Consider the following 19,363-nt stretch of genomic DNA (forward strand, 5'->3'; position numbering starts at 1 on the left):
TCCGCCCAGCTCAGCTGAGCGCCGCGAAGCGCTGCACCTGCTCGATGTTCCCCTCGACGATCAGCATGCTGCCGGCCGCCACGACGGTGGCGTCGGTGGCGTACCGGAAGCGCTCGCCGGGCAGCTTCACCCCGACGACCCGCACCCCGTAGCGCTCGGTGGGGGCCAGGTCCGCGAGCGGCCGGCCCACCATCGCCTCGGGGGTGCACACCTTGGCGATGGCGAAGTCGTCGCCGAACTCGATGAAGTCGAGCATCCTGCTGACGATCAGGTGGGCCACCCGTACGCCGGTCTCCGCCTCGGGGAAGATCACGTGGTGCGCGCCGACCGAGCCGAGGATCTTGGCGTGCTTCTCCGAGGTGGCCCGCGCCCAGATCTGCGGTACGCCCAGCTCGGCAAGCGCCAGCACGGTCAGCACGCTGGCCTCCACCGAGGCGCCGATCGCGACCACCGCCCGGGCGAAGTCGGCCACGCCGAGCTGGCGCAGCGCCCCCTCCTCGGTGGCGTCGGCCTGCACGACCCGGTCGAGCTGGGCCGACCAGCGCTGCACCTGGTCCGGGCTGCGGTCGATGGCCAGCACCTCGTGGTTGAGCGCGGCCAGCGCGCCGGACAGGTGGCAACCGAACCGCCCCAGCCCGATCACCACGACGCCGCCTCCGCCCGTCTTCCTAGCCGACAATGGGTTGCTCCTCCGGGTAGCGGTACAGCCGCCGGCGGGTGTTGAGGGCGATCGCCGACCCGAGGGTCAGCGGCCCGATCCGGCCGACGAACATGAGGACGATCAGAGCGAACTGTCCGCTCTCGGGCAGCGACGCGGCGACCCCGACGCTGAGCCCGGTGGTGGTGAGCGCGGAGGTCACCTCGAACAGCGCCGCGTAGAGGGGGACCCCCTCGGTGAGCAGGATCAGCAGGACCGTGCCGCAGGCGACCAGCGCCACGCTGAGCAGGGCGACGGTGACCGCCTGCCGCTGGCTGGCGGTGGCCACCCGGCGGTGCCCGACCGTCACGTCCGGCTCGCCCCGCAGCTCCGCCCAGATGACGAATGCGAGCAGGAAGAAGGTCGTCACCTTGATCCCGCCGGCCGTGCTGGCGCTGCCGCCGCCGATGAACATCAGCGCGATGACCAGCGGGTAGCTCTCCTCCTCCAGGCCCTCGACGTCGACGACGTTGAAGCCGCCGGTGCGGATGAACGCGTCCTGGGCGAACGCCACGAGGAGCTTGTCGTGCCAGGCGTAGATGCCCAGGGTACGCGGGTTCGCCCACTCGATGACGAGCATCCCCAGGAAGCCCGCCACCAGCAGCGTCAGGCTGCCCCAGACGGTCAGCTTGGTGGCCACTCCCCAGCGGCTCGGGCGGCGCCACTCCCGGGCGGCCTCGAACAGGGCCGGGAAGCCCAGGCCGCCGACGACGGTGCCGATCGCCAGGGGCACGATGACCCAGGCGTCGGTGGAGAAGCCGATCAGGCTCTCGGTGTAGAGGGCGAACCCGCCGTTGTTGAAGGCCTGGACGGCGTGGAAGACGCTGATCCAGAGGGCCCGGGCGAACGGGTAGTCGTAGGTGAGCCACAACCGGGCCGTCATGACGACCGTGATGATCGACTCGCAGACCAGCGCGAGGCCGGCGATGCGCAGCAGCAGCCGGCGTAGGTCGCCGATGCCGAACTCGGCCGTCTCGGCCTGCACCAGCAGCCGGCTGCGCAGCCCGAGCCGGCGGGCCACCACCAGGATCACCATGGTCGCCCCGGTGACGATGCCGATGCCGCCGACCTGCGTGAGCACGGTGATCATCAGCAGCCCGAACTCGTTCCAGTAGTTCGGGGTGTCCACCACCGACATGCCGGTCACCGAGACCGCCGAGGTCGCGGTGAACAGGGCGGTCAGGAAGGGCGTGTACTGGTGCTGGCTGGTCGTCCAGGGCAGCATCAGCAGCCCGGTGCCGAGCAGGATCGTCACCAGGAAGCCGAACGGCACCAGCCGCACGGGGTGACGAAGAAGCCGGCGCATCAGACAATCTTCCTTTTCCACCGTGAGTCGGGTGTGGAAACCGGCATCCCGAGGATTCATCCCCGCGTCAGGCGCCGACCAACTCGCCGTCAACCCCGCCCGGTCTGCTGAGGCCGATTCCTCGACGACGACAGGAGACGGCGTTGCGACGCACCCTTTCCGCCCTCGGCGTGGCCGGGGCCCTGCTCGTGGCCGCCGTGGCCGTGCCGACCGTGGCCGCGTCGGCCGCCCCGACGCCCGCCGCCGAGCGGGCCCGGGCGACCGACCGTCCCCTCGTGATCGGCCACCGCGGCGCCAGCGGCTACCGGCCCGAGCACACCCTGGAGGCCTACCGGCTGGCGATCCGGCAGGGCGCGGACTACATCGAGCCGGACCTGGTCGTCACCCGCGACGGCGCGCTGGTCGCCCGGCACGAGAACGAGATCAGCGGTACGACCGACGTGGCCGCCCGCCCCGAGTTCGCCGGCCGTCGGGCCACGAAGACCATCGACGGCGTCGCGGTCACCGGCTGGTTCACCGAGGACTTCACCCTCGCCGAGCTGAAGACGCTGCGGGCCAAGGAGCGGCTGCCGCAGGTGCGGGTCGCCAACACCGCCTTCGACGGCCGGTTCGAGGTGCCCACCCTCCAGGAGGTCGTCGACCTGGCCCGCGCCGAGGGGCGGGCGCGCGGGCGCACCATCGGCGTCTACCCGGAGACCAAGCACCCGACCTACTTCGCCTCCATCGGGCTGCCGCTGGAGGAGCCGCTTGTCGAGGTGCTGCGGCGCAACAAGCTCACCCACCGGAACTCGCCCGTCATCATCCAGTCGTTCGAGACGGCGAACCTGCGCAAGCTCGACCGGATGATCGACGTCAGGCTCGCGCAGCTCCTCGACGCCGCCGGCCGGCCGTACGACTTCACCGTCGCCGGCGACGCCCGCACCTACCGGGACATGGCCGCCCCGGCCGGCCTGAGGTGGATCGCCTCGTACGCCGACGGCGTCGGCGCGAACAAGAACCTGATCGTCCCGCGTGACGCCGCCGGCCGGCTGCTCGCCCCGACCACCCTGGTCCGGGACGCGCACCGGGAGCGGCTGATCGTGCACGCCTGGACGTTCCGGGCCGAGAACCAGTTCCTGCCGGCCGATCTCCGGATCGGGAGCGACCCGAACGCCCGCGGCGACATCCAGTCCGAGTACGAACTCTTCCTCGGCCTCGGCCTCGACGGCGTCTTCACCGACCACCCGGACACCGCCGTCGCCGCCCGGGAGGGCCTCGCCCGCCGCTGATCCTTGCCCGGCGCTGATCCTCGCTCGCCGCACCGACGCCGGCCCGGCACCCCTGTCCCGGGGTGCCGGGCCGGCGCGTCATCCCCTGGGTGCCTGGCCGGTGCTGTCATGTCCCGGGTGGCGGGTCGGTGCTGTCATCTTCGGGTGGCGGGCCGGTGCTGTCATCTTCGGGTGGCGGGCCGGTGCTGTCGCCTCTTCGCCGGCCTGGTGCGGGTGTCGGCGACCACCGTTGTCGGGCTGGCCCTTGTCGGGGTCCTGTGCCGGGGCGACCGAGGTCTGCGCGGGCGCTGTGGAGCTGATGTCGTAGACGATTCACCCTGCGCCGGGGTCGGGTCCTGCGGGCGCTATGGAGCTGATGTCGTAGACGATTCGCTTCTGGGGCGCTCGCCGCCGGCCCGGCCCCCGATCGCTGCCGGCACAGCACCTCCGGCACAGCATCTGCGAGATCTTGGCAGGAAACGGCCCCTGGAAGGGCCGTTTCCTGCCAAGATCTCGCGCGCTCACCGCCCCGCCGAGTCGTTGGCGGGGCGGGCGCTGTCATCAGTGCTGCACCGCCCCATCCACGGGGCAGGCAGTTCGACAGCGTTTGCAGGACCGGCCCCCGGTCGCAGGAGTGAATCGTCTACGACATCAGTTCGACAGCGTTCGCAGCAGCCCACCACTGTTCCGGCGGGTTGGTGCTGTGCCGGCGGCGCTCAGGTTCTGTTCCGGGGAGTGCGCAGGGCAGCGACGAGGAGGCGTTCGTGCGTAACGTGCTGAATCTGTTCCGTGCGCCGGGCGGGCGGCCGTGAGCCGGGAGCGGTTCGTGGTGCACCTGCCGGTGCTCGCCGCCGACCTGGCCACCGCGAGGCGGTTCGCGCGGGCGATCACCCGGGCGGTGGGCTTCCTCCCCGACGTCGACCGCGGCGAGACCACCGTCTCGGCGGAGGACGCCCAGTTCGTACGCCATCGGGTCTTCTGCGACAGCCTGCTCGACGGCGGCCACCGCTGCGGCCGGACGGCCGACCACGACGGCCCCTGCGTCCCGCTCGACCAGCAGTGAGGGGTGGCGTCGAGGGCGCCGCGAGCGAGTCGGCCGAACGGGCGGGGCGGCGCCGGCCCGACGGGTGCGTCCGGCCGGTGAGGCGGCGGGACGAATACGGCATTCGGTGGGTGTCGGTGGCGCGGGGCGACACAGGAGCGCTTCCATCGATGGCCGGAACACCCATCGCGGACGCCCGCCGTCGCCACCTGGCCGTTACCGCTGTAATCCCCGGCCACCCCACCTCTGTTACTTGTGTGTTGCGCCCACATAGCCCGTGGGTGACGTCACTCCTAGCGTGAGCCGTCAAACGAGTTCCCTACCTCCGAGTCCTCACGTGGAGTCGCAATGACGGTCCGGACGACGCGGCGGGTGTTCCTCTCCGCCGCCACGATGATGGCCGCGGCGCTTGCCGCCACGGCCTGTGGCAGCCCGCAGGAAACCGCCTCCGGCGGCGGCGACAGCACCGCCCCGGTCAAGGTTGGCCTGGTGTATTCCCAGTCGGGAGCCCTCGCCAGCTACGGCAAGCAGTACATCGAGGGGTTCAAGGCCGGCCTCGACTTCGCCACCAAAGGCACCAACAAGGTCGGCGACCGGACGATCGAGATCACCGAGGTCGACGACGCCGGTGACCCGGCGAAGGCGGTCTCCGCGGCCAAGGACCTGATCGGCAAGGGCAACAAGATCATCGCCGGCTCGACGGCGTCCGGCGTGGCGCTCCAGGTCGCCCCGATCGCCGCGCAGAACAAGGTCCTCTTCATCTCCGGCCCGGCCGCCACCGACGCGGTGACCGGCGCGAACAAGTACACGTTCCGCTCCGGGCGGCAGTCGTACCAGGACGTGGTGACCGCCAAGTCGTTCATCGGCGACCCGGCCGGCAAGAAGGTCGTGGTCTTCGCCCAGGACGGTGCCTTCGGCGACGCCAACGAGGCCGCCGTCAAGACCGTCATCGGCGGTGCGGGCGCGACCGTCAGCAGCGTCCGGGCCCCGGCCAGCGCCACCGAGTTCACCCCGTTCGCGAGCCAGATCAAGTCCGCCAAGCCGGACCTGCTCTTCGTCGCCTGGGCCGGCACCACCGCCCCCGCCATGTGGCAGACCCTCGACCAGCAGGGCGTGCTCTCCTCCACCACGGTCGTCACCGGCCTGGACATCCGCGCCTCGTGGCCGACCTTCGGCGCCGCCGGCAGCAAGATCTCCTTCCTGTCGCACTACTTCGACGGCGCCTCCGACAACGAGGCCACCAAGGCGCTCAAGGCCAAGGTGGGCACCGTCGACCTGTTCCACCCGGACGGCTTCGCCGCCGCGCAGATGGTCGTCCGCGCCGCCTCCGAGGGTGGCGACGACGTCGAGAAGATGGTCAAGGCCCTGGAGGGCTGGAGCTTCGACGGGGTCAAGGGCAAGATGACCATCCGCCCCGAGGACCACGCCCTGCTCCAGCCGATGTTCCAGGCCAAGCTGACCGGCAGCGGCACCACGTTCACCGCCACCGCCCAGAAGGCGCTGACCGGGGACGAGACCGCGCCGCCGGCCGTGGCGATGAAGGGCTGACAACAGATGCTCGCCACCCGCGGTCTGACCTGGCGGATCGGTGAGGTCGCCATCGTCGACAGCGTCTACCTCGACCTGGCGCCCGGGGAGTTCCTCGGCGTCATCGGGCCCAACGGCGCCGGCAAGACCTCACTGTTCAACCTGATCACCGGCGTACGCCGGGCCACGGAAGGACGGATCACCCTCGACGGGCAGGACATCGGCGACCTGCCGCCGCACAAGCGGGCCCGTCTCGGCCTCGGCCGCACCTTCCAGGCATCCTCGGTCTTCGGCTCGCTCAGCGTGCGGGAGAACGTCCGGCTCGCCGTGCAGGCGCACCGCGGGGGCTCGATGAAGCTGTGGCGGCGGGCGGCGGCCGACCGGGAGGTCGCCGCCGCCGCCGACGCGGCGCTCGACCGGGTCGGCCTCGCCCACCGGGGTACGGCGCTGGCCGGCACCCTCGCACACGGCGAGAAGCGGAAGCTGGAGATCGCCCTGCTGCTCGCCGGGGAGCCCCGGGTCATGCTGCTCGACGAGCCGATGGCCGGCGTCAGCGCCGAGGACGTGCCCGAGCTGGTCGCCGTGATCCGCTCGCTCACCGGCGACACCGGCCGGTCGGTGCTGATGGTCGAGCACCACATGGACGTCATCCTGGAGCTGGCCGACCGGATCGCCGTCATGCACCATGGCGCGCTGCTGGCCTGCGACACCCCGGAGACGGTGATGGCCAACCCCACCGTGCAAGAGGCCTACCTGGGGGAGTCGCTCTAGTGGAACCCATTCTCAGCGTGGAGAACCTGTCGGTCCGCATCGCCGGGCTGCACATCCTCCAAGGGGTGTCCTTCACGGTCGCCCCGACCGGCGTCACCGTCCTGCTCGGGCGCAACGGCGTCGGCAAGACGACCACGCTGCGCGCGATCGTCGGCCTCACGCCGCGCGGCGGCGAGGTGCGGGGCGCGATCCGGATGGGCGCGCAGAGCCTGCTGGCCCGCCCGACCCACCGGCTGATCCGCGGCGGGCTCGGCTACGTGCCGGAGGACCGCTGCGTCTTCGCCGGGCTCACCGTGGCCGAGAACCTCCGGCTCGCCGAGCGGCGCGGCACCTCCCCGGCGTACGACAAGGTGTTCGCGCTCTTCCCGGAGCTGGACCGGCGCGGACGGCAACGGGCCGGCTCGCTCTCCGGCGGGCAGCAACAGATGCTCGCGATCGGCCGGGTGCTGCTCAACGACAACCGGCTGCTGCTGGTCGACGAGCCGACCAAGGGGCTCGCGCCGAAGGTGGTGACCGAGGTGGCCGAGGTGCTGGAACGGGTCGCCGAGTCCGTGCCGGTGCTGCTGGTCGAGCAGAACCTGGCCGTGGTCCGGCGGCTCGCCCGGGACGCGGTCGTGCTCGCCGCCGGCCGGGTCGCCTGGACCGGCGACGCGCGGGAACTGCTGCTGGAGACCGCCCTGACCAAGTCGCTGCTGGGCGTCGGCTCGGCGGAGGGGCACCACCCCGCCGGTACGCCGGCCGGCGCGCGGAAGGACGAGCGCTGATGGACACCGTCATCCTGTTGACGCTGACCGGGCTCGGCCTGGCGGCGCTCTACTTCCTGGTCGCCAGCGGGCTCTCCCTGGTCTTCGGCCTGGCCGACGTGCTCAACTTCGCGCACGGCGTCTTCCTCGGCGTCGGCGCGTACGGGACCTGGTGGGCGGCGCACAACCTGCCCGGCGCCGGCTCGGACGGCTTCGGCTTCGTGCTCGCGGTCGCCTTCGGGGTGGCCGCCGGGACGCTGGTCGCGGTGCTCGTCGAGCTGGTGCTGATCCGGCCGCTCTACTCCCGCACCATCGAGCAGGTGCTGGTCACCGTCGGCCTCTCGCTGGCCGGCGTCGCCCTGCTCCAGGCCACCTGGGGCGCGGACGCCCGGCCGTTCCCGCGCCCCGAGTGGACCCGGCAGGTCACCTCGATCCTCGGCGCGAACGTGCCCAACGGCGGCCTGCTGCTGATCATCGCGGCGGTGCTGGTGCTCGGCGCGATCCTCGCCTTCCTCCGCTGGACCCGCTACGGCCTGATCATCCGGGCCGGGGTGGAGAACCGGGAGATGGTCACCGCGCTCGGCATCGACGTGCGCAAGGCGTTCACCCTGGTCTTCGCGATCGGCGGGGCGGCGGCGGCGCTGGCCGGCGCGCTCGGCGGCGTCTACTTCGGCACCGTCTCGCCCGGCCAGGGCGGCTCGCTGCTGATCTTCGCGTTCATCGTGGTGGTCATCGGCGGGATGGGCTCGGTGACCGGGTCCGCGTACGCGGCCGTCGCCGTCGGCCTGACCCAACAGTTCGTCAACTACTACGGCACCTCCGGGCTGGGCGACATCTGCGTGGTCGCGCTGCTGGCCGTGGTGCTGCTGCTGCGCCCGCAGGGCATCGCCGGAAAGGTGGCAACGGCATGACCGAGGTCAAGAGCCCCGAGGTTCCGGCGCCGCCGGCGGCGGTGCCCGACGAGCTGACGCCGGGCGACGGGCGACTGCACCGCATCCGCCCGTACCTGCCGTTGGTCGCGCTGGTGGTGGCGCTGATCCTGCCGTACTCGACGCTGCACCTGCCGGGCGTCTTCGAGGGGGCGCTGAACTCCCCGGGCACCCTGCAACTGCTCGCCGTCTGCCTGGTCTTCGGGGGCCTGGCCGCCGGGTACGACCTGCTGTTCGGGCGGACCGGCATGCTCTCCTTCGGACACGCCCTCTACTTCGCCGCCGGCGTGTACGGCACCGACATCCTGGTCACCAAGGCGGGACTGCCGCTGTGGCAGGCCGGGCTGCTCGCGATCACCGGCGGGACGATCCTCGCCGCGCTGCTCGGGGCGGTGGCACTGCGTACCGTCGGCATCGCGTTCGCCATGGTGACGCTCGCCTTCGCCCAGGTCGGGGCGATCCTGGTGGCCCGCGACTTCGGCGGGCTCACCGGCGGCGAGGAGGGGCTGCCGCTGGACGTCTCCGGGCTGCCCGAGGGGCTGGTCGGGGTCACCAACACCGTCAACCTCTACTGGCTGGCGCTGGCGTACCTGGTCGTGGTGGTCTTCGTGGTGCACCGGGTGTCGGGCTCGCCGACCGGGCGCGTGCTCGCCGGCCTGCGCGACGACGAGCGGCGGATCGGGGTGCTGGGGCTCGACCCGTACCGGTTCAAGCTGGTGGCGTTCACCCTGGCGGGTGGGCTCGCGGCGGCCGGCGGCGTGGTCTACGTCCTGATCGTCGGCGGTGCCTCGCCGCACATCACCTCCTCCGAGTGGACCCTGGCGCTGCTGGTCATGGTGGTGCTCGGTGGGCCGGGCACCCGGTGGGGTCCGGTGATCGGCGGCATCCTCTACATGTACCTGGACCACCGGCTGGTCGCGTTCGGCACGTCCGACGCGGTGGAGGCCCTGCCGGCGTTCCTGAGCAACCCGCTGTCCCAGCCGCTCTTCGTGCTCGGCACCGTCTTCATCCTGGCCGTCTACTTCTTCCCCGGCGGCCTGGCCAGCCTCGCCCCGCGCCTGGCACTGCTGCGGCACTCCCTACGCCCCGCGAGCCGCCGCACCTGACGCCTCCGGCCCCGGCTCCGTCGGGGCCGGAGCCCGGCTCGCTACTTCCGGGATGTGGTCCCTTCCACACCCGGCGAGGCCACTACATCCCGGAGGTAGGGAACACGGGCGACCGCCCGGTCCGCCGACGCTGGTAGAAATGCCGGATGGGTCAGGATCGGACGGCGGTACGGGAGCGGGCCGAGGCGGTGCTGCGGCGGTTGGCCGGCGAGCACGCCCGACTCCGCGAGGACCAGTGGCGGGCGATCGAGGCGCTGGTGGTCGACCGCCGCCGGGTGCTCTGCGTGCAGCGCACCGGGTGGGGCAAGTCGGCCGTCTACTTCGTGGCCACCGCCCTGCTGCGCGAGCGCGACCGGGAGCGGCAGGGCGACGGCGGCCCCGGCCCGACCGGCCCCGGCAGCCCCACCGGCTCGACCGGCCCGACCGGCCCTGGCAGCCCCACCGGCTCGACCGGCCCGACCGGCCCGACGGTGATCGTTTCGCCGCTGCTGGCGCTCATGCGCAACCAGGTCGAGTCGGCGGCCCGGGCCGGCATCCGGGCCCGCACCATCAACTCCGCCAACCTGGACGAGTGGGACGAGATCACCGCCGAGATCCACACCGGCGCCGTGGACGTGCTGCTGATCAGCCCGGAGCGGCTCAACAACCCCGACTTCCGGGACACCGTGCTGCCGAAGCTGGCGGCCACCACCGGCCTGCTGGTGGTCGACGAGGCGCACTGCGTCTCCGACTGGGGGCACGACTTCCGGCCGGACTACCGCCGGCTGCGTACCTTCCTCGGCAACCTGCCCGAGCACACCCCGGTACTGGCGACCACGGCCACCGCCAACGCCCGGGTCACCGCCGACGTGGCGGAGCAGCTCGGCGACGCCCTCGTGCTGCGCGGCAGCCTCGACCGGGAGTCGCTGCGCCTCGGCGTGGTCGAGCTGCCGAGCCCCGCGCACCGGCTGGCATGGCTCGCCGACCACCTGGACCGGCTGCCCGGCTCGGGCATCGTCTACACGCTCACCGTCGCCGCGGCGGGGGAGACCGCCGAGTTCCTGCGGTCCCGGGACTACGCCGTCGCCTCCTACACCGGCCAGGCCGAGGACGCCGACCGGCGGGCGGCCGAGCAGGACCTGCTGGACAACAAGATCAAGGCGCTGGTCGCCACGAGCGCCCTGGGCATGGGCTTCGACAAGCCCGACCTCGGCTTCGTGGTGCACCTCGGCGCGCCGCCCTCGCCGATCGCGTACTACCAGCAGGTCGGCCGCGCCGGCCGCGCCGTCGCGCACGCCGAGGTGCTGCTGCTGCCCGGCGCCGAGGACGCCGCCATCTGGCGCTACTTCGCCTCGCTCGCCTTCCCGCCCGAGGAGCAGGTCCGCGCGGTGCTGGCCGCCCTGCACACCGACCGCCCCCTCTCCACGCAGGCCCTGGAGCCGATCGTCGACCTGCGCCGGGCCCGGCTGGAACTGATGCTCAAGGTGCTCGACGTCGACGGCGCGGTCCGCCGGGTGCGCGGCGGCTGGCTCGCCACCGGCGAGCCCTGGGTCTACGACGAGGCCCGGTTGCGCCGCGTCGCCGAGGCACGCACCGCCGAGCAGCAGGCCATGCGGGAGTACGCGGCCACCGCCGACTGCCGGCTGCGCTACCTGCGCGAGTGCCTGGACGACGCGGGTGCCGCCGACTGCGGCCGGTGCGACCGCTGCGCCGGCCCGCTGTTCGCGCCCGACGTGTCGGACGTCGCGCTGACCGCCGCGCAGACCTTCCTGGGGCGGCCCGGGGTGGAGATCGCGCCGAAGAAGCTCTGGCCGACCGGGCTGGAGGCGGTGGGCGTACCCCTGAAGGGGCGGATCGCCCCGGCGGAGCAGGCGCTGCCGGGGCGCGCGGTGGGGCGGCTGTCCGACCTGGGGTGGGGCGGCCGGCTGCGCGGCCTGGTCGGGCCGGAGGCGCCCGACGGACCGGTGCCGGACGACGTGGCCGCCGCCGTGGTCGAGGTGCTGAAGGCGTGGGCGCACGGCGACGACCCGTGGCCGGCCCGCCCGGTGGGCGTGGTCGCGGTCGGCTCGCGCCGCCGGCCCCGGCTGGTCGGCTCGCTCGCCGAGCGGATCGCCGGCGTCGGCCGGCTGCCGCTGCTCGGCCAGGTGACGCCGACCGGCCCGGCCGCCGGCGACGGCCCGCGCGGCAACAGCGCCCAGCGGGTACGCGCCCTGCACGGCGCCCTCGTCGTGCCTGCGGACGTGGTCGACGCCCTCGCCGGGCTGGACGGGCCGGTGCTCCTCGTCGACGACCTGGTCGACTCGGGCTGGACGATGACGCTGGCCGCCCGGGAACTGCGCCGCGCCGGCGCGCCCGGCGTGCTGCCGCTGGCGCTGGCCGTCGCCGGCTGACCCGCCGCCCGCGCCTGTCGGCCGGGCCGACCTGCTGCCCGCGCTGGCTGCCATGCTGAGCCGCCGCCCGCGCCTGTCGGCCGGGCTGACCTGCTGCCCGCGCTGGCTGCCGTGTTGACCCGCCGCCCGCCACCTGTCGGCCGGGCTGAGCCGCCGCCCGCGCTGGTCGCCGGCTGTCTGTCGGTCGGCCGGTGGCCGGCCCGGCGGGTGGCCGGGCCGTGCGGGGTCCGTCCCGTACGGGGCGGGAAAGTTCCCGGCCGGGCGGGAGTGCGACCGTCGCCACGCCGCCCCGCCGCCGGGCGGGCGCGACCGTGACGGAGGGTAACGTGAGCGGCATGACCGATCAGCAGCCCGGCCACCAGCGGGACGGCGGCCGTGCCTGACCAGTCCCCGGCCGTGCCCGACCAGGCGTCGGCGGCACCCGGCCAGTCCCCGGCCCTGCCCGGCCAGTCCCCGGCCGTTGCTGACCGGGCGTCGGCGGCGTCCGACCGCGCCGCGCCGGACCAGCTCCCGGCCGGGCCGGACGAGGCCGCCGTGGAGTCTCGCGGGGCATCGGCATCGGCCGTGCCGGACCGCAGCACGCTCCGGCTGGCGCTGGTGGTCGGCGGACTGGTGCTCGCGGTGCTGCTCGGCTTCGGCCTGGGCCGGCTGAACGGCGGTGGCCCGTCCGCGTCGGGACGGCTCGACAGCGCCCTCGCCCAGCACACCCACGCTCCGGGCACCGGCGCCCACGAGCACGGCGGCGACCAGGGCGCGGCGGCGGAGGCGGCCGGCCTGTCGGTCACCTCGGCCGGCTACACGCTCGCCCCGGTGACGTCGGCGTTCGCCGCCGGTCGGCCGGGCGAGCTGCGCTTCCAGGTGCGCGACGCGCAGCGCCGCCCGGTGACGCGGTTCGCCGTCGTGCACGACAAGCCGATGCACCTGATCGTGGTGCGTCGCGACCTGACCGGCTACCAGCACCTGCACCCGACCATGGCCGCCGACGGCACGTGGTCGGTGCCGCTGACCCTGCCACAGCCGGGTGTCTGGCGGGCGTACGCCGACTTCACCGCCCTCGCCGACGACGGCCGGCAGTCGGCGGTGACCCTCGGGGTCGACCTGGTCGCGCCCGGCGGTTACCAGCCGCGACCGCTGCCGGCGCCGGCGACCTCGGCCACGGTGGAGGGTTTCACCGTCAGCTACCAGGGCACGCCGCAGACCGGCCTGACCGTGCCGCTGACCTTCCGCTTCGACGCGGCCGGCGGCACTCCGGCGCTGGAGCGCTACCTCGGCGCGTACGGGCACCTGGTGGCGCTGCGCGAGGGCGACCTGGGCTACCTGCACGTCCACCCGGAGCCGCAGGTGGTCGACGGGGCGGTGACGTTCTGGGTGACCACGCCGGGCCCGGGCCGTTACCGGCTCTACCTGGACTTCCAGGTCGGCGGCGTGGTGCGCACCGCCGAGTTCACGCTGGCCGTGCCCTGACCCGTCGGCCCGGCGCGCCGACCGTCGCCCGGCGGTGCCGCGTGGCGGGTCAGCCGGCGCGGCGGATCGGCCGGCGGTGCGTGGTGGGTCAGCCGGCGCGGCGGATCGGGCGGCGGGCCAGGTAGCGCAGCAGGTCGCGGATGTGGTGCTTCTCCTCGGCCGGCACGGTCGGGTCGGCCAGCCGTTGCAGGATCACCCGGACGTCGGCCTCGACCGGGCCGTCGTCGAGGCGGCGGCGCGGGGTGGGGCCGGCGTCGGGCAGGCCGAGCGCGCGGAAGGCGGCCGCTACCGGCAGGTCCAGCGCGGCGCAGAAGCCCCGCACCTTGGCGAGTTCCGGATAGTCCTGCCAGTCGCCGGCGAGCCAGCGGAACACGGTGGAACGACCGACGCCGGTGTGGGACGCCAGGTCCGTCACGGTCCACCCGCGCTCCTCGCGGGCGTCGTCGATGGCGCGCCGCACGAAGCGTGCGAAGGCCATCTGCGGCGATACCTCTACCGAACCCATCCCTGCGGGTCTTCCCTCCCGACCGGCACCCGGCGGTGCGCCTCCGAGGGTAGTACGGAAAGGTAAGGAAACAATTGACTGACCGACCAGACCGTCCCGCCGACGGGACTTTCTGCCGGACCCATGGCGCGGATCACGCGCCCCCGAGCGTTGTCCGCCCTTCCTGATCCAGGTTCGGTGCCCGTCCGTCGACCGGCGCGCGGGTGATCGGCGGGCGCGAATCGTCGTTGCCGGCGGGGGCGTCGTCGGCCGGGCGGAGCAGCGTCTCCAGCCGCGGGGTGACGCCCCACTGGTCGACCAGTTCCCGGTATTCCGCCCGCTGGCCCTCGGTCGGCGGGGCGCCGGTGCGCCGGGCCCGGATCAGCAGGTTGCGCGGCGTGTGCCGGGAGTCGACGAACTCCACCACCTCGGCCCGGTAGCCGTGCAGCCGGAGCAGCCCGGCCCGCAGCGCGTCGGTGAGGACGTCCGCGAAGCGTTCGCGGAGAATGCCCTGCCGGGTCAGCAGCTCGTACGGCGCCGGGGCCGGCCGCGCCCGCAGTTGGGCCGCGACGTCGTGGTGGCAGCACGGCGCGGCGAGCACCCAGCGGGCCCGCCAGCGCACCGCCCGGGCCAGCGCCTCGTCGGTGGCGGTGTCGCAGGCGTGCAGCGCCAGCACCAGGTCGGGGGCGGGCGTGACGACGGCGTCGGCGATCGTGCCGGCCACGAAGCTGACCCGCTCGTCCCAGCCGAGCCGCTCGGCCAGCTCGGTGTTGCGTCGGCGCTGGTCCTCCCGCACGTCCACGCCGACCAGTTCGACGTCGAGCCCCCGCTGCGCCAGCCACCGGTACGCGGCGAAGGTCAGGTAGGCGTTGCCGCAACCCAGGTCGACCACCCGCAGCGGGCCGGTCAGGTCGTCGGGGAGCGTGGCCGCCAGGGCGCGCAGGAAGGCGTCGACCTGGCGCCGCTTCGCCGCCGAGCCGCCGATCTCGGCGAAGATCGGGTCGCCCGGGTCGAGCAGGTACTCCTTCGCCCGGTCGTGCCCACCCGGCTCGGCGGCCGGCCGGGCTGCCGCGGCCCGGTGCACCTGCGCCTCGCCCGACTTCGTCACCCGCAGTTGCAGCGTCGCGTCGGCCGTCTCCACGTGCCAGTTGCCGAACGGCTCGGCCAGCAGCGCGTCCACCGCCGCATCGGCCTCCGCGCCCGGGGCGACGTTACGGGTGTACGGCCGGGATCCGTCGGAGGTGGAGATCTGGATCCGGGGGCCGGCCTTGAGCGCGACCGGCCTCAGCTCGGCCCGGACCACCGAGGGGCGCTGGCCGCGTCTGCGTCCGGCGGCGACCGCCCGGGTCAGCGCGGGGTCGAGCAGCAGGGCCCGGACCTCGGTCAGGGCGGCGTCCAGTGGTTCCGGCATTGCTCCATCTTCCTGCTCGGTCGGGCGAGGCGGCGCAGGGCGTGCGTGGCGTGGCGGGGGCCACCAGACGGACGTCCCCGCACCGGAGACCGGTACGGGGACGTCGGGAAGCACTCGGGTCAGTCGGCGGTCGCCTCGGCCGGCGTACCGGCTGCGGCGCCACCGCCACCACGACGGCGCCGGCGGCGGCGCGGCTTCGGAGCCTCGCCCTCGACGGCGGCGGGGGCGTCGGCGGGAGCGGCCTCGGCGGTGATCACCGCGGTCGGCTCGCCCGAGACCGTCTCGCCGGCCCGGCGGCGCCGGCGGCGACGCGGGGTGCGGGTGCCCTCCTCGGCCGGCACCTCGGCGTCCGGCCCGGCGCCGTGGTCCTGGCGGCGCTCGCCGCGACCGCGACCCTCGCCGCGCCGGGAGCCGCGGCTCTCGCCCCGGCGGGACCGGCCGCCGCCCAGGTCCTCCTCCACCTCGGCCGACAGCCCGGCGCGGGTGCGCTCGGCGGTCGGCAGGGTGCCGGAGACATCGGGGGAGATGTGCAGGTCCGTGTAGAGGTGCGGAGACGTGTGGTAGGTCTCCGGCGGCTCCGGCATGTCCAGGCCCAGCGTCTTGTCGATGATCCGCCAGCGGGGCATGTCGTCCCAGTCGACGAAGGTCACCGCGACGCCGCTCGCCCCGGCCCGGCCGGTGCGGCCGATCCGGTGCGTGTAGGTGTCCTGGTCCTCCGGGCAGTCGTAGTTGATGACGTGGGTGACGCCGCTGACGTCGATGCCGCGCGCGGCCACGTCGGTGGCGACCAGGGTGTCGATCTTGCCGGCCCGGAACGCCCGCAGCGCCCGCTCCCGCGCGCCCTGCCCGAGGTCACCGTGCACGGCGGCGACCGCGAAGCCCCGGAAGTCGAGGTCCTCGGCGACCCGGTCGGCGGCCCGCTTGGTGCGGGTGAAGATCATGGTCAGCCCGCGCCCCTCGGCCTGAAGGATGCGGGCCACGATCTCGATCTTGTTCATCGAGTGGGTGCGGTAGGCCAGCTGCTCGGTCTGCGGCGACGGGCCGGTCTCGGCGGTGTGCCCGGCGTGGATCGTCACCGGGTGGCGCAGGAAGCGCCGGGAGAGGGTGACGATCGGGTCCGGCATGGTCGCCGAGAAGAGCATGGTCTGGCGGTCCTCCGGCAGCATCGCCAGGATCCGCTCGACGTCGTCGAGGAAGCCCAGGTCGAGCATCCGGTCGGCCTCGTCGAGGACCAGCGCGTGCACCCGGTCCAGGCGCAGGTGCTTCTGCTTGGCCAGGTCGAGCAGCCGGCCGGGCGTGCCGACCAGGATCTCGACGCCCTTGCGTAGCGCGTCGACCTGCGGCTCGTACGCCACGCCGCCGTAGATCGGCAGCACCCGGACGCCCCGGGTCCGGCCCGCGGCGGCGAGGTCCTTCGCGACCTGGATGCCCAGCTCACGGGTGGGTACGACGACAAGCGCCTGCGGCACGCCGTCGCCGCCCTCGGCGGGCGCGAAGACCCGCTCCAGCAGCGGCACGCCGAAGCCGAGGGTCTTGCCGGTGCCGGTGGGCGCCTGGCCGATCAGGTCGGTGCCGCGCAGCGCGATCGGCAGCGCGTATTCCTGGATGGCGAACGCGCGGGTGATGCCGGCCGCGGCCAGCGCGTCGACGGTCTCCTGACGCGCGCCCAGCTCGGCGAAGGTGGGTGCCTCCGGTCGCACCGGGGCGGTGGGGGCCAGTTCCTGGCCGTCCATCAGATCTTGGGTCAGCTCGCTCATATGGATCTGGGGGTGCCCTCTCGTGGGTGCGCCCCGTCATGTCCTCAGGGCGCGATCGGTGTGGCGCGGGCCACACGGTCGGCGGCAGAACTGCCGGGCCGGACCGGGCCGCACGCGCGCCGTGGGCTCGGACTTCGACAGGACCGACCGGTCGGTTGAGACCAGGCTGGCCAGCTCGGCGCCCACGGCAACTGCTCCATGCTACCTGAACCGCATGGTGGCCGTCCTGATTCCGGGAGCGGGAGACGCGCCCGGGGTTGCATGTTGTGACCTGCCTCACTTTACCCGTGGCGCGCGGACGGGCGGTAGCCTGCGCTCGTGCCCGCTCCCGATCCCGCGCCCGGCCGTGCCGTCGTCGACCTGCTCGGCCTGGTGGCCTTCGGCGAGCTGCTCGCCTTCGAGCGGATGGCCGCCGACGCCCGGCTCGCCCCCGACGTGCGTCGCCGGGCGGCCCTGAGCGAGATGGCCGCCGCCGAGATCGGCAACTACCGGCGGCTGGCCGACCGGCTGACCGCGCTGGGCGTGCTCCCCGACGACGCGATGGCGCCCTATGTCGCGCCGTTGCAGGCGTACCACGACTCGACCGAGCCGCGGGACTGGGCGGAGGCGGTCACCAAGGCGTACGTGGGCGACGCCGTGACCGACGACTTCGTCCGGGAGATCGCCGCGGGGCTGGACGAGCCGGACCGCCGGCTGGTCCTCGACGTGGTGCACGACTCCACGTACGCCGACTTCGCCGTCGCCGAGATCCGGGCCGCGATCGCCGCCGACCCGAAGGTGGCCGGCCGGCTGTCGATGTGGGCGCGGCGGCTGGTCGGTGAGGCGCTGTCGCAGGCCGGCCGGGTCGCGGCCGCCGACCGGGGCGCGTTGACCGCCCTGATCGCGGGCAGCGACCGGGTGGACGTGCAGGAACTGTTCCGACGGCTCACCGCGGCACACACCACGCGGATGGCCGCCGCCGGACTCAACAACTGACGCGGCGGGGGCCGGCACCCGGGGCGGAAGATCGACGCCCCGGGGCCGGGCAGCGACGCCTCGGCAGGATGCGCCGTGGCCCGCGACGGGTGACCGGGTCACCCGTCGCGGCCGGCCGGCCTGGTCAGCGGACGGTGAAGCCGACCGCCCGCGGCGACGCCTCGGCGATCTCGACGTAGGCGACCTTGTTGACCGGAACGATCACCCGGCGGCCCTTCTCGTCGGTCAGCGAGAGGGTGCCTTCGTCCTTGGCCATGGCGTCGGTCACGATCTGCTCGATCTCGGCCGGCGACTGCGCGCTCTCCAGCACCAGCTCGCGGGGCGCGTACTGCACGCCGATCTTGACCTCCACAGTGCCTCCTCGTTCGGGCGCGAAAGAGCCGCCGAGGGGAAGGCTATCCGATCTCGCGGCCCGATGCTCAGGCTGACTCACCTTGCAGCGGGAAGCTGGCGATGCCCCGCCAGGAGAGCGCGGCGACCAGTGCCTCCGCCTCCGCCTTCGGCACCAGCCGGCCACCGGCGAGCCAGAACTGCGCGGCGGTCTCGGCCGCGCCGACCAGGCCGGAGGCGAGCAGTTCGGCGTGTGCCCGGCTGACGCCCGTGTCGGAGATGATGGTGTCGGTGATCGCCGCGATGCAGCCCTGCTCGACCCGCTCGACGCGCTGCCGCACCGCCGGGTCGTTGCGCAGGTCCGACTCGAAGACGAGGCGGAACGCCTCGCTCTCGTGGTCGACGAAGTCGAAGTACGCGCGCACCGACGCGCCGACCCGCTCCTTGTTGTCGTTGGTGCCGCGCATGGCCTCGTGCACCTTGTCGACGATCGCGTCGCAGTGCGTGTCGAGCAGGGCGAGGTAGAGCTCCATCTTGCCGGGGAAGTGCTGGTAGAGCACCGGCTTGGAGACTCCCGCGCGCTCGGCGATGTCGTCCATCGCCGCCGCGTGGTAACCCTGGGCGACGAACACCTCCTGGGCTGCGGCGAGCAGTTGCTTGCGGCGCGCGGAACGGGGCAGGCGGGTGGGCCGGCCGGCGGTCTGAGCACCGTTCCCCACAGCGGTCATGGGAACCTCCGAGTTCTTCGTACGAGCCGGCATTTCACCCGAACCGGTCGGGGCTCGTCGCCCGTCGCGGAATTGGCCCGCCGCTGTAACTTATCGCCACTGTCACCACACGGTAGCCTCAGCGGGGGCGACCAAGGAGCGCGCGGTGAGTGAAACAGGGCAACCCGGTGCCGCCACCCCGGGAGAGCACGGCGACGGGACGGGTCGGCAGGACGACCTGGGCCGGGCCGGCAGCGGGTGGGCGCCCCCGGCGACCGGTTGGTCCCGGAGCCAGGAGGCCGCCGGAGCCCACGAGCACCCTCCGGCCTGGGGGCCGCCCGAGACCGGTTGGGCCGTCTCGTCACCCCGACACGGAGACCTGCCGTCGCCGCTGCCCGGCCCGCCGGCCGGGGCCGAGCCGCCCGCCCGGGCCAACGGGCACCACGTCAACGGCGTCGGGCACCCCGACGACGCGCCCGCCGGCCGCCAGGCGCCCGT

The 19,363-nt window shown here is 73.9% G+C and carries 17 protein-coding genes; 10 read left to right on the plus strand and 7 right to left on the minus strand.

The features are described 5' to 3' along the window. Positions 1-10: 10 nt before the first annotated feature. Both GA0070606_RS19225 and GA0070606_RS19230 read right to left on the minus strand, forming a co-directional pair. Positions 11-643, minus strand: a complete 633-nt coding sequence (locus tag GA0070606_RS19225) for a potassium channel family protein (RefSeq protein ID WP_425413103.1) — start codon at positions 641-643, stop codon at positions 11-13. Between the two features lie 25 nt (positions 644-668). Then, positions 669-2,003 carry a TrkH family potassium uptake protein gene (locus tag GA0070606_RS19230; RefSeq protein ID WP_091102313.1) on the minus strand — a complete coding sequence of 445 codons (1,335 nt, stop codon included), beginning with the start codon at positions 2,001-2,003 and terminating at the stop codon, positions 669-671. Between the two features lie 143 nt (positions 2,004-2,146). Between GA0070606_RS19230 and GA0070606_RS19235 the strand changes: the two genes are divergently transcribed. The 9 genes from GA0070606_RS19235 to GA0070606_RS19275 all read left to right on the plus strand — a co-directional run bounded on the left by GA0070606_RS19235 (position 2,147) and on the right by GA0070606_RS19275 (position 13,201). Continuing rightward, the gene (locus tag GA0070606_RS19235; RefSeq protein ID WP_091102316.1) at positions 2,147-3,271 is read left to right on the plus strand and encodes a glycerophosphodiester phosphodiesterase; all 1,125 of its coding nucleotides are present in this window, start codon (positions 2,147-2,149) and stop codon (positions 3,269-3,271) included. Between the two features lie 787 nt (positions 3,272-4,058). Then, entirely contained in the window at positions 4,059-4,313 is a 255-nt protein-coding gene (locus tag GA0070606_RS19240; RefSeq protein WP_091102319.1) for a hypothetical protein, read from the plus strand. Positions 4,314-4,640: 327 nt separating this feature from the next. Beyond that, entirely contained in the window at positions 4,641-5,840 is a 1,200-nt protein-coding gene (locus tag GA0070606_RS19245) for a substrate-binding domain-containing protein (protein WP_091102323.1), read from the plus strand. Positions 5,841-5,846: 6 nt separating this feature from the next. After that, entirely contained in the window at positions 5,847-6,590 is a 744-nt protein-coding gene (locus GA0070606_RS19250) for an ABC transporter ATP-binding protein (RefSeq protein ID WP_091102326.1), read from the plus strand. Beyond that, positions 6,590-7,354, plus strand: coding sequence for an ABC transporter ATP-binding protein (locus tag GA0070606_RS19255; RefSeq protein WP_091102329.1), 765 nt, complete (start codon positions 6,590-6,592; stop codon positions 7,352-7,354). The genes GA0070606_RS19250 and GA0070606_RS19255 overlap by 1 nt, the downstream gene beginning before the upstream one ends. Next, positions 7,354-8,244 (plus strand): branched-chain amino acid ABC transporter permease, encoded by an 891-nt coding sequence (locus tag GA0070606_RS19260; protein ID WP_091102332.1) that lies wholly within the window; start codon positions 7,354-7,356, stop codon positions 8,242-8,244. The genes GA0070606_RS19255 and GA0070606_RS19260 overlap by 1 nt, the downstream gene beginning before the upstream one ends. After that, entirely contained in the window at positions 8,241-9,368 is a 1,128-nt protein-coding gene (locus GA0070606_RS19265) for a branched-chain amino acid ABC transporter permease (protein ID WP_091102336.1), read from the plus strand. The genes GA0070606_RS19260 and GA0070606_RS19265 overlap by 4 nt, the downstream gene beginning before the upstream one ends. A gap of 146 nt (positions 9,369-9,514) precedes the next feature. After that, positions 9,515-11,737: a RecQ family ATP-dependent DNA helicase gene (locus GA0070606_RS19270; protein WP_091102339.1), complete on the plus strand. Its 2,223-nt coding sequence runs from the start codon at positions 9,515-9,517 to the stop codon at positions 11,735-11,737. 375 nt (positions 11,738-12,112) lie between these two features. Continuing rightward, positions 12,113-13,201 (plus strand): hypothetical protein, encoded by a 1,089-nt coding sequence (locus GA0070606_RS19275; RefSeq protein ID WP_245724741.1) that lies wholly within the window; start codon positions 12,113-12,115, stop codon positions 13,199-13,201. Positions 13,202-13,289: 88 nt separating this feature from the next. On the opposite strand, the gene GA0070606_RS19280 is transcribed toward GA0070606_RS19275, so the two are convergent. The 3 genes from GA0070606_RS19280 to GA0070606_RS19290 form a co-directional block, all read right to left on the minus strand. Next, positions 13,290-13,706 (minus strand): helix-turn-helix domain-containing protein, encoded by a 417-nt coding sequence (locus GA0070606_RS19280; RefSeq protein WP_091102342.1) that lies wholly within the window; start codon positions 13,704-13,706, stop codon positions 13,290-13,292. Between the two features lie 133 nt (positions 13,707-13,839). Beyond that, entirely contained in the window at positions 13,840-15,096 is a 1,257-nt protein-coding gene (locus tag GA0070606_RS19285) for a class I SAM-dependent methyltransferase (RefSeq protein ID WP_245724742.1), read from the minus strand. Between the two features lie 119 nt (positions 15,097-15,215). After that, positions 15,216-16,853: a DEAD/DEAH box helicase gene (locus GA0070606_RS19290; RefSeq protein ID WP_091102346.1), complete on the minus strand. Its 1,638-nt coding sequence runs from the start codon at positions 16,851-16,853 to the stop codon at positions 15,216-15,218. Between the two features lie 318 nt (positions 16,854-17,171). Between GA0070606_RS19290 and GA0070606_RS19295 the strand changes: the two genes are divergently transcribed. Then, positions 17,172-17,828 carry a ferritin-like fold-containing protein gene (locus tag GA0070606_RS19295; RefSeq protein WP_091102349.1) on the plus strand — a complete coding sequence of 219 codons (657 nt, stop codon included), beginning with the start codon at positions 17,172-17,174 and terminating at the stop codon, positions 17,826-17,828. Between the two features lie 124 nt (positions 17,829-17,952). Here the strand turns inward: GA0070606_RS19295 and GA0070606_RS19300 are convergent, their stop codons facing one another. Together GA0070606_RS19300 and GA0070606_RS19305 are read right to left on the minus strand one after the other, a co-directional pair. Continuing rightward, complete coding sequence (locus GA0070606_RS19300) at positions 17,953-18,180, minus strand: DUF3107 domain-containing protein (protein WP_091102353.1); 228 nt, start codon at positions 18,178-18,180, stop codon at positions 17,953-17,955. A gap of 67 nt (positions 18,181-18,247) precedes the next feature. Further along, the gene (locus GA0070606_RS19305; RefSeq protein WP_091102356.1) at positions 18,248-18,886 is read right to left on the minus strand and encodes a TetR/AcrR family transcriptional regulator; all 639 of its coding nucleotides are present in this window, start codon (positions 18,884-18,886) and stop codon (positions 18,248-18,250) included. Between the last annotated feature and the right edge of the window lie 477 nt (positions 18,887-19,363).

The sequence above is a fragment of the Micromonospora citrea genome, assembly GCF_900090315.1.
Taxonomy (GTDB): Bacteria; Actinomycetota; Actinomycetes; order Mycobacteriales; family Micromonosporaceae; genus Micromonospora; species Micromonospora citrea.

What these genes read in the sequence shown, in the direction of transcription:
- GA0070606_RS19230 (WP_091102313.1), bottom strand. Translation starts at nt 2,003, where the DNA reads ATGCGCCGGCTTCTTCGTCACCCCGTGCGGCTGGTGCCGTTCGGCTTC.
- GA0070606_RS19245 (WP_091102323.1), top strand. Translation starts at nt 4,641, where the DNA reads ATGACGGTCCGGACGACGCGGCGGGTGTTCCTCTCCGCCGCCACGATG.
- GA0070606_RS19250 (WP_091102326.1), top strand. Translation starts at nt 5,847, where the DNA reads ATGCTCGCCACCCGCGGTCTGACCTGGCGGATCGGTGAGGTCGCCATC.
- GA0070606_RS19260 (WP_091102332.1), top strand. Translation starts at nt 7,354, where the DNA reads ATGGACACCGTCATCCTGTTGACGCTGACCGGGCTCGGCCTGGCGGCG.
- GA0070606_RS19265 (WP_091102336.1), top strand. Translation starts at nt 8,241, where the DNA reads ATGACCGAGGTCAAGAGCCCCGAGGTTCCGGCGCCGCCGGCGGCGGTG.
- GA0070606_RS19270 (WP_091102339.1), top strand. Translation starts at nt 9,515, where the DNA reads ATGGGTCAGGATCGGACGGCGGTACGGGAGCGGGCCGAGGCGGTGCTG.
- GA0070606_RS19280 (WP_091102342.1), bottom strand. Translation starts at nt 13,706, where the DNA reads ATGGGTTCGGTAGAGGTATCGCCGCAGATGGCCTTCGCACGCTTCGTG.
- GA0070606_RS19285 (WP_245724742.1), bottom strand. Translation starts at nt 15,096, where the DNA reads ATGCCGGAACCACTGGACGCCGCCCTGACCGAGGTCCGGGCCCTGCTG.
- GA0070606_RS19290 (WP_091102346.1), bottom strand. Translation starts at nt 16,853, where the DNA reads ATGAGCGAGCTGACCCAAGATCTGATGGACGGCCAGGAACTGGCCCCC.
- GA0070606_RS19305 (WP_091102356.1), bottom strand. Translation starts at nt 18,886, where the DNA reads ATGACCGCTGTGGGGAACGGTGCTCAGACCGCCGGCCGGCCCACCCGC.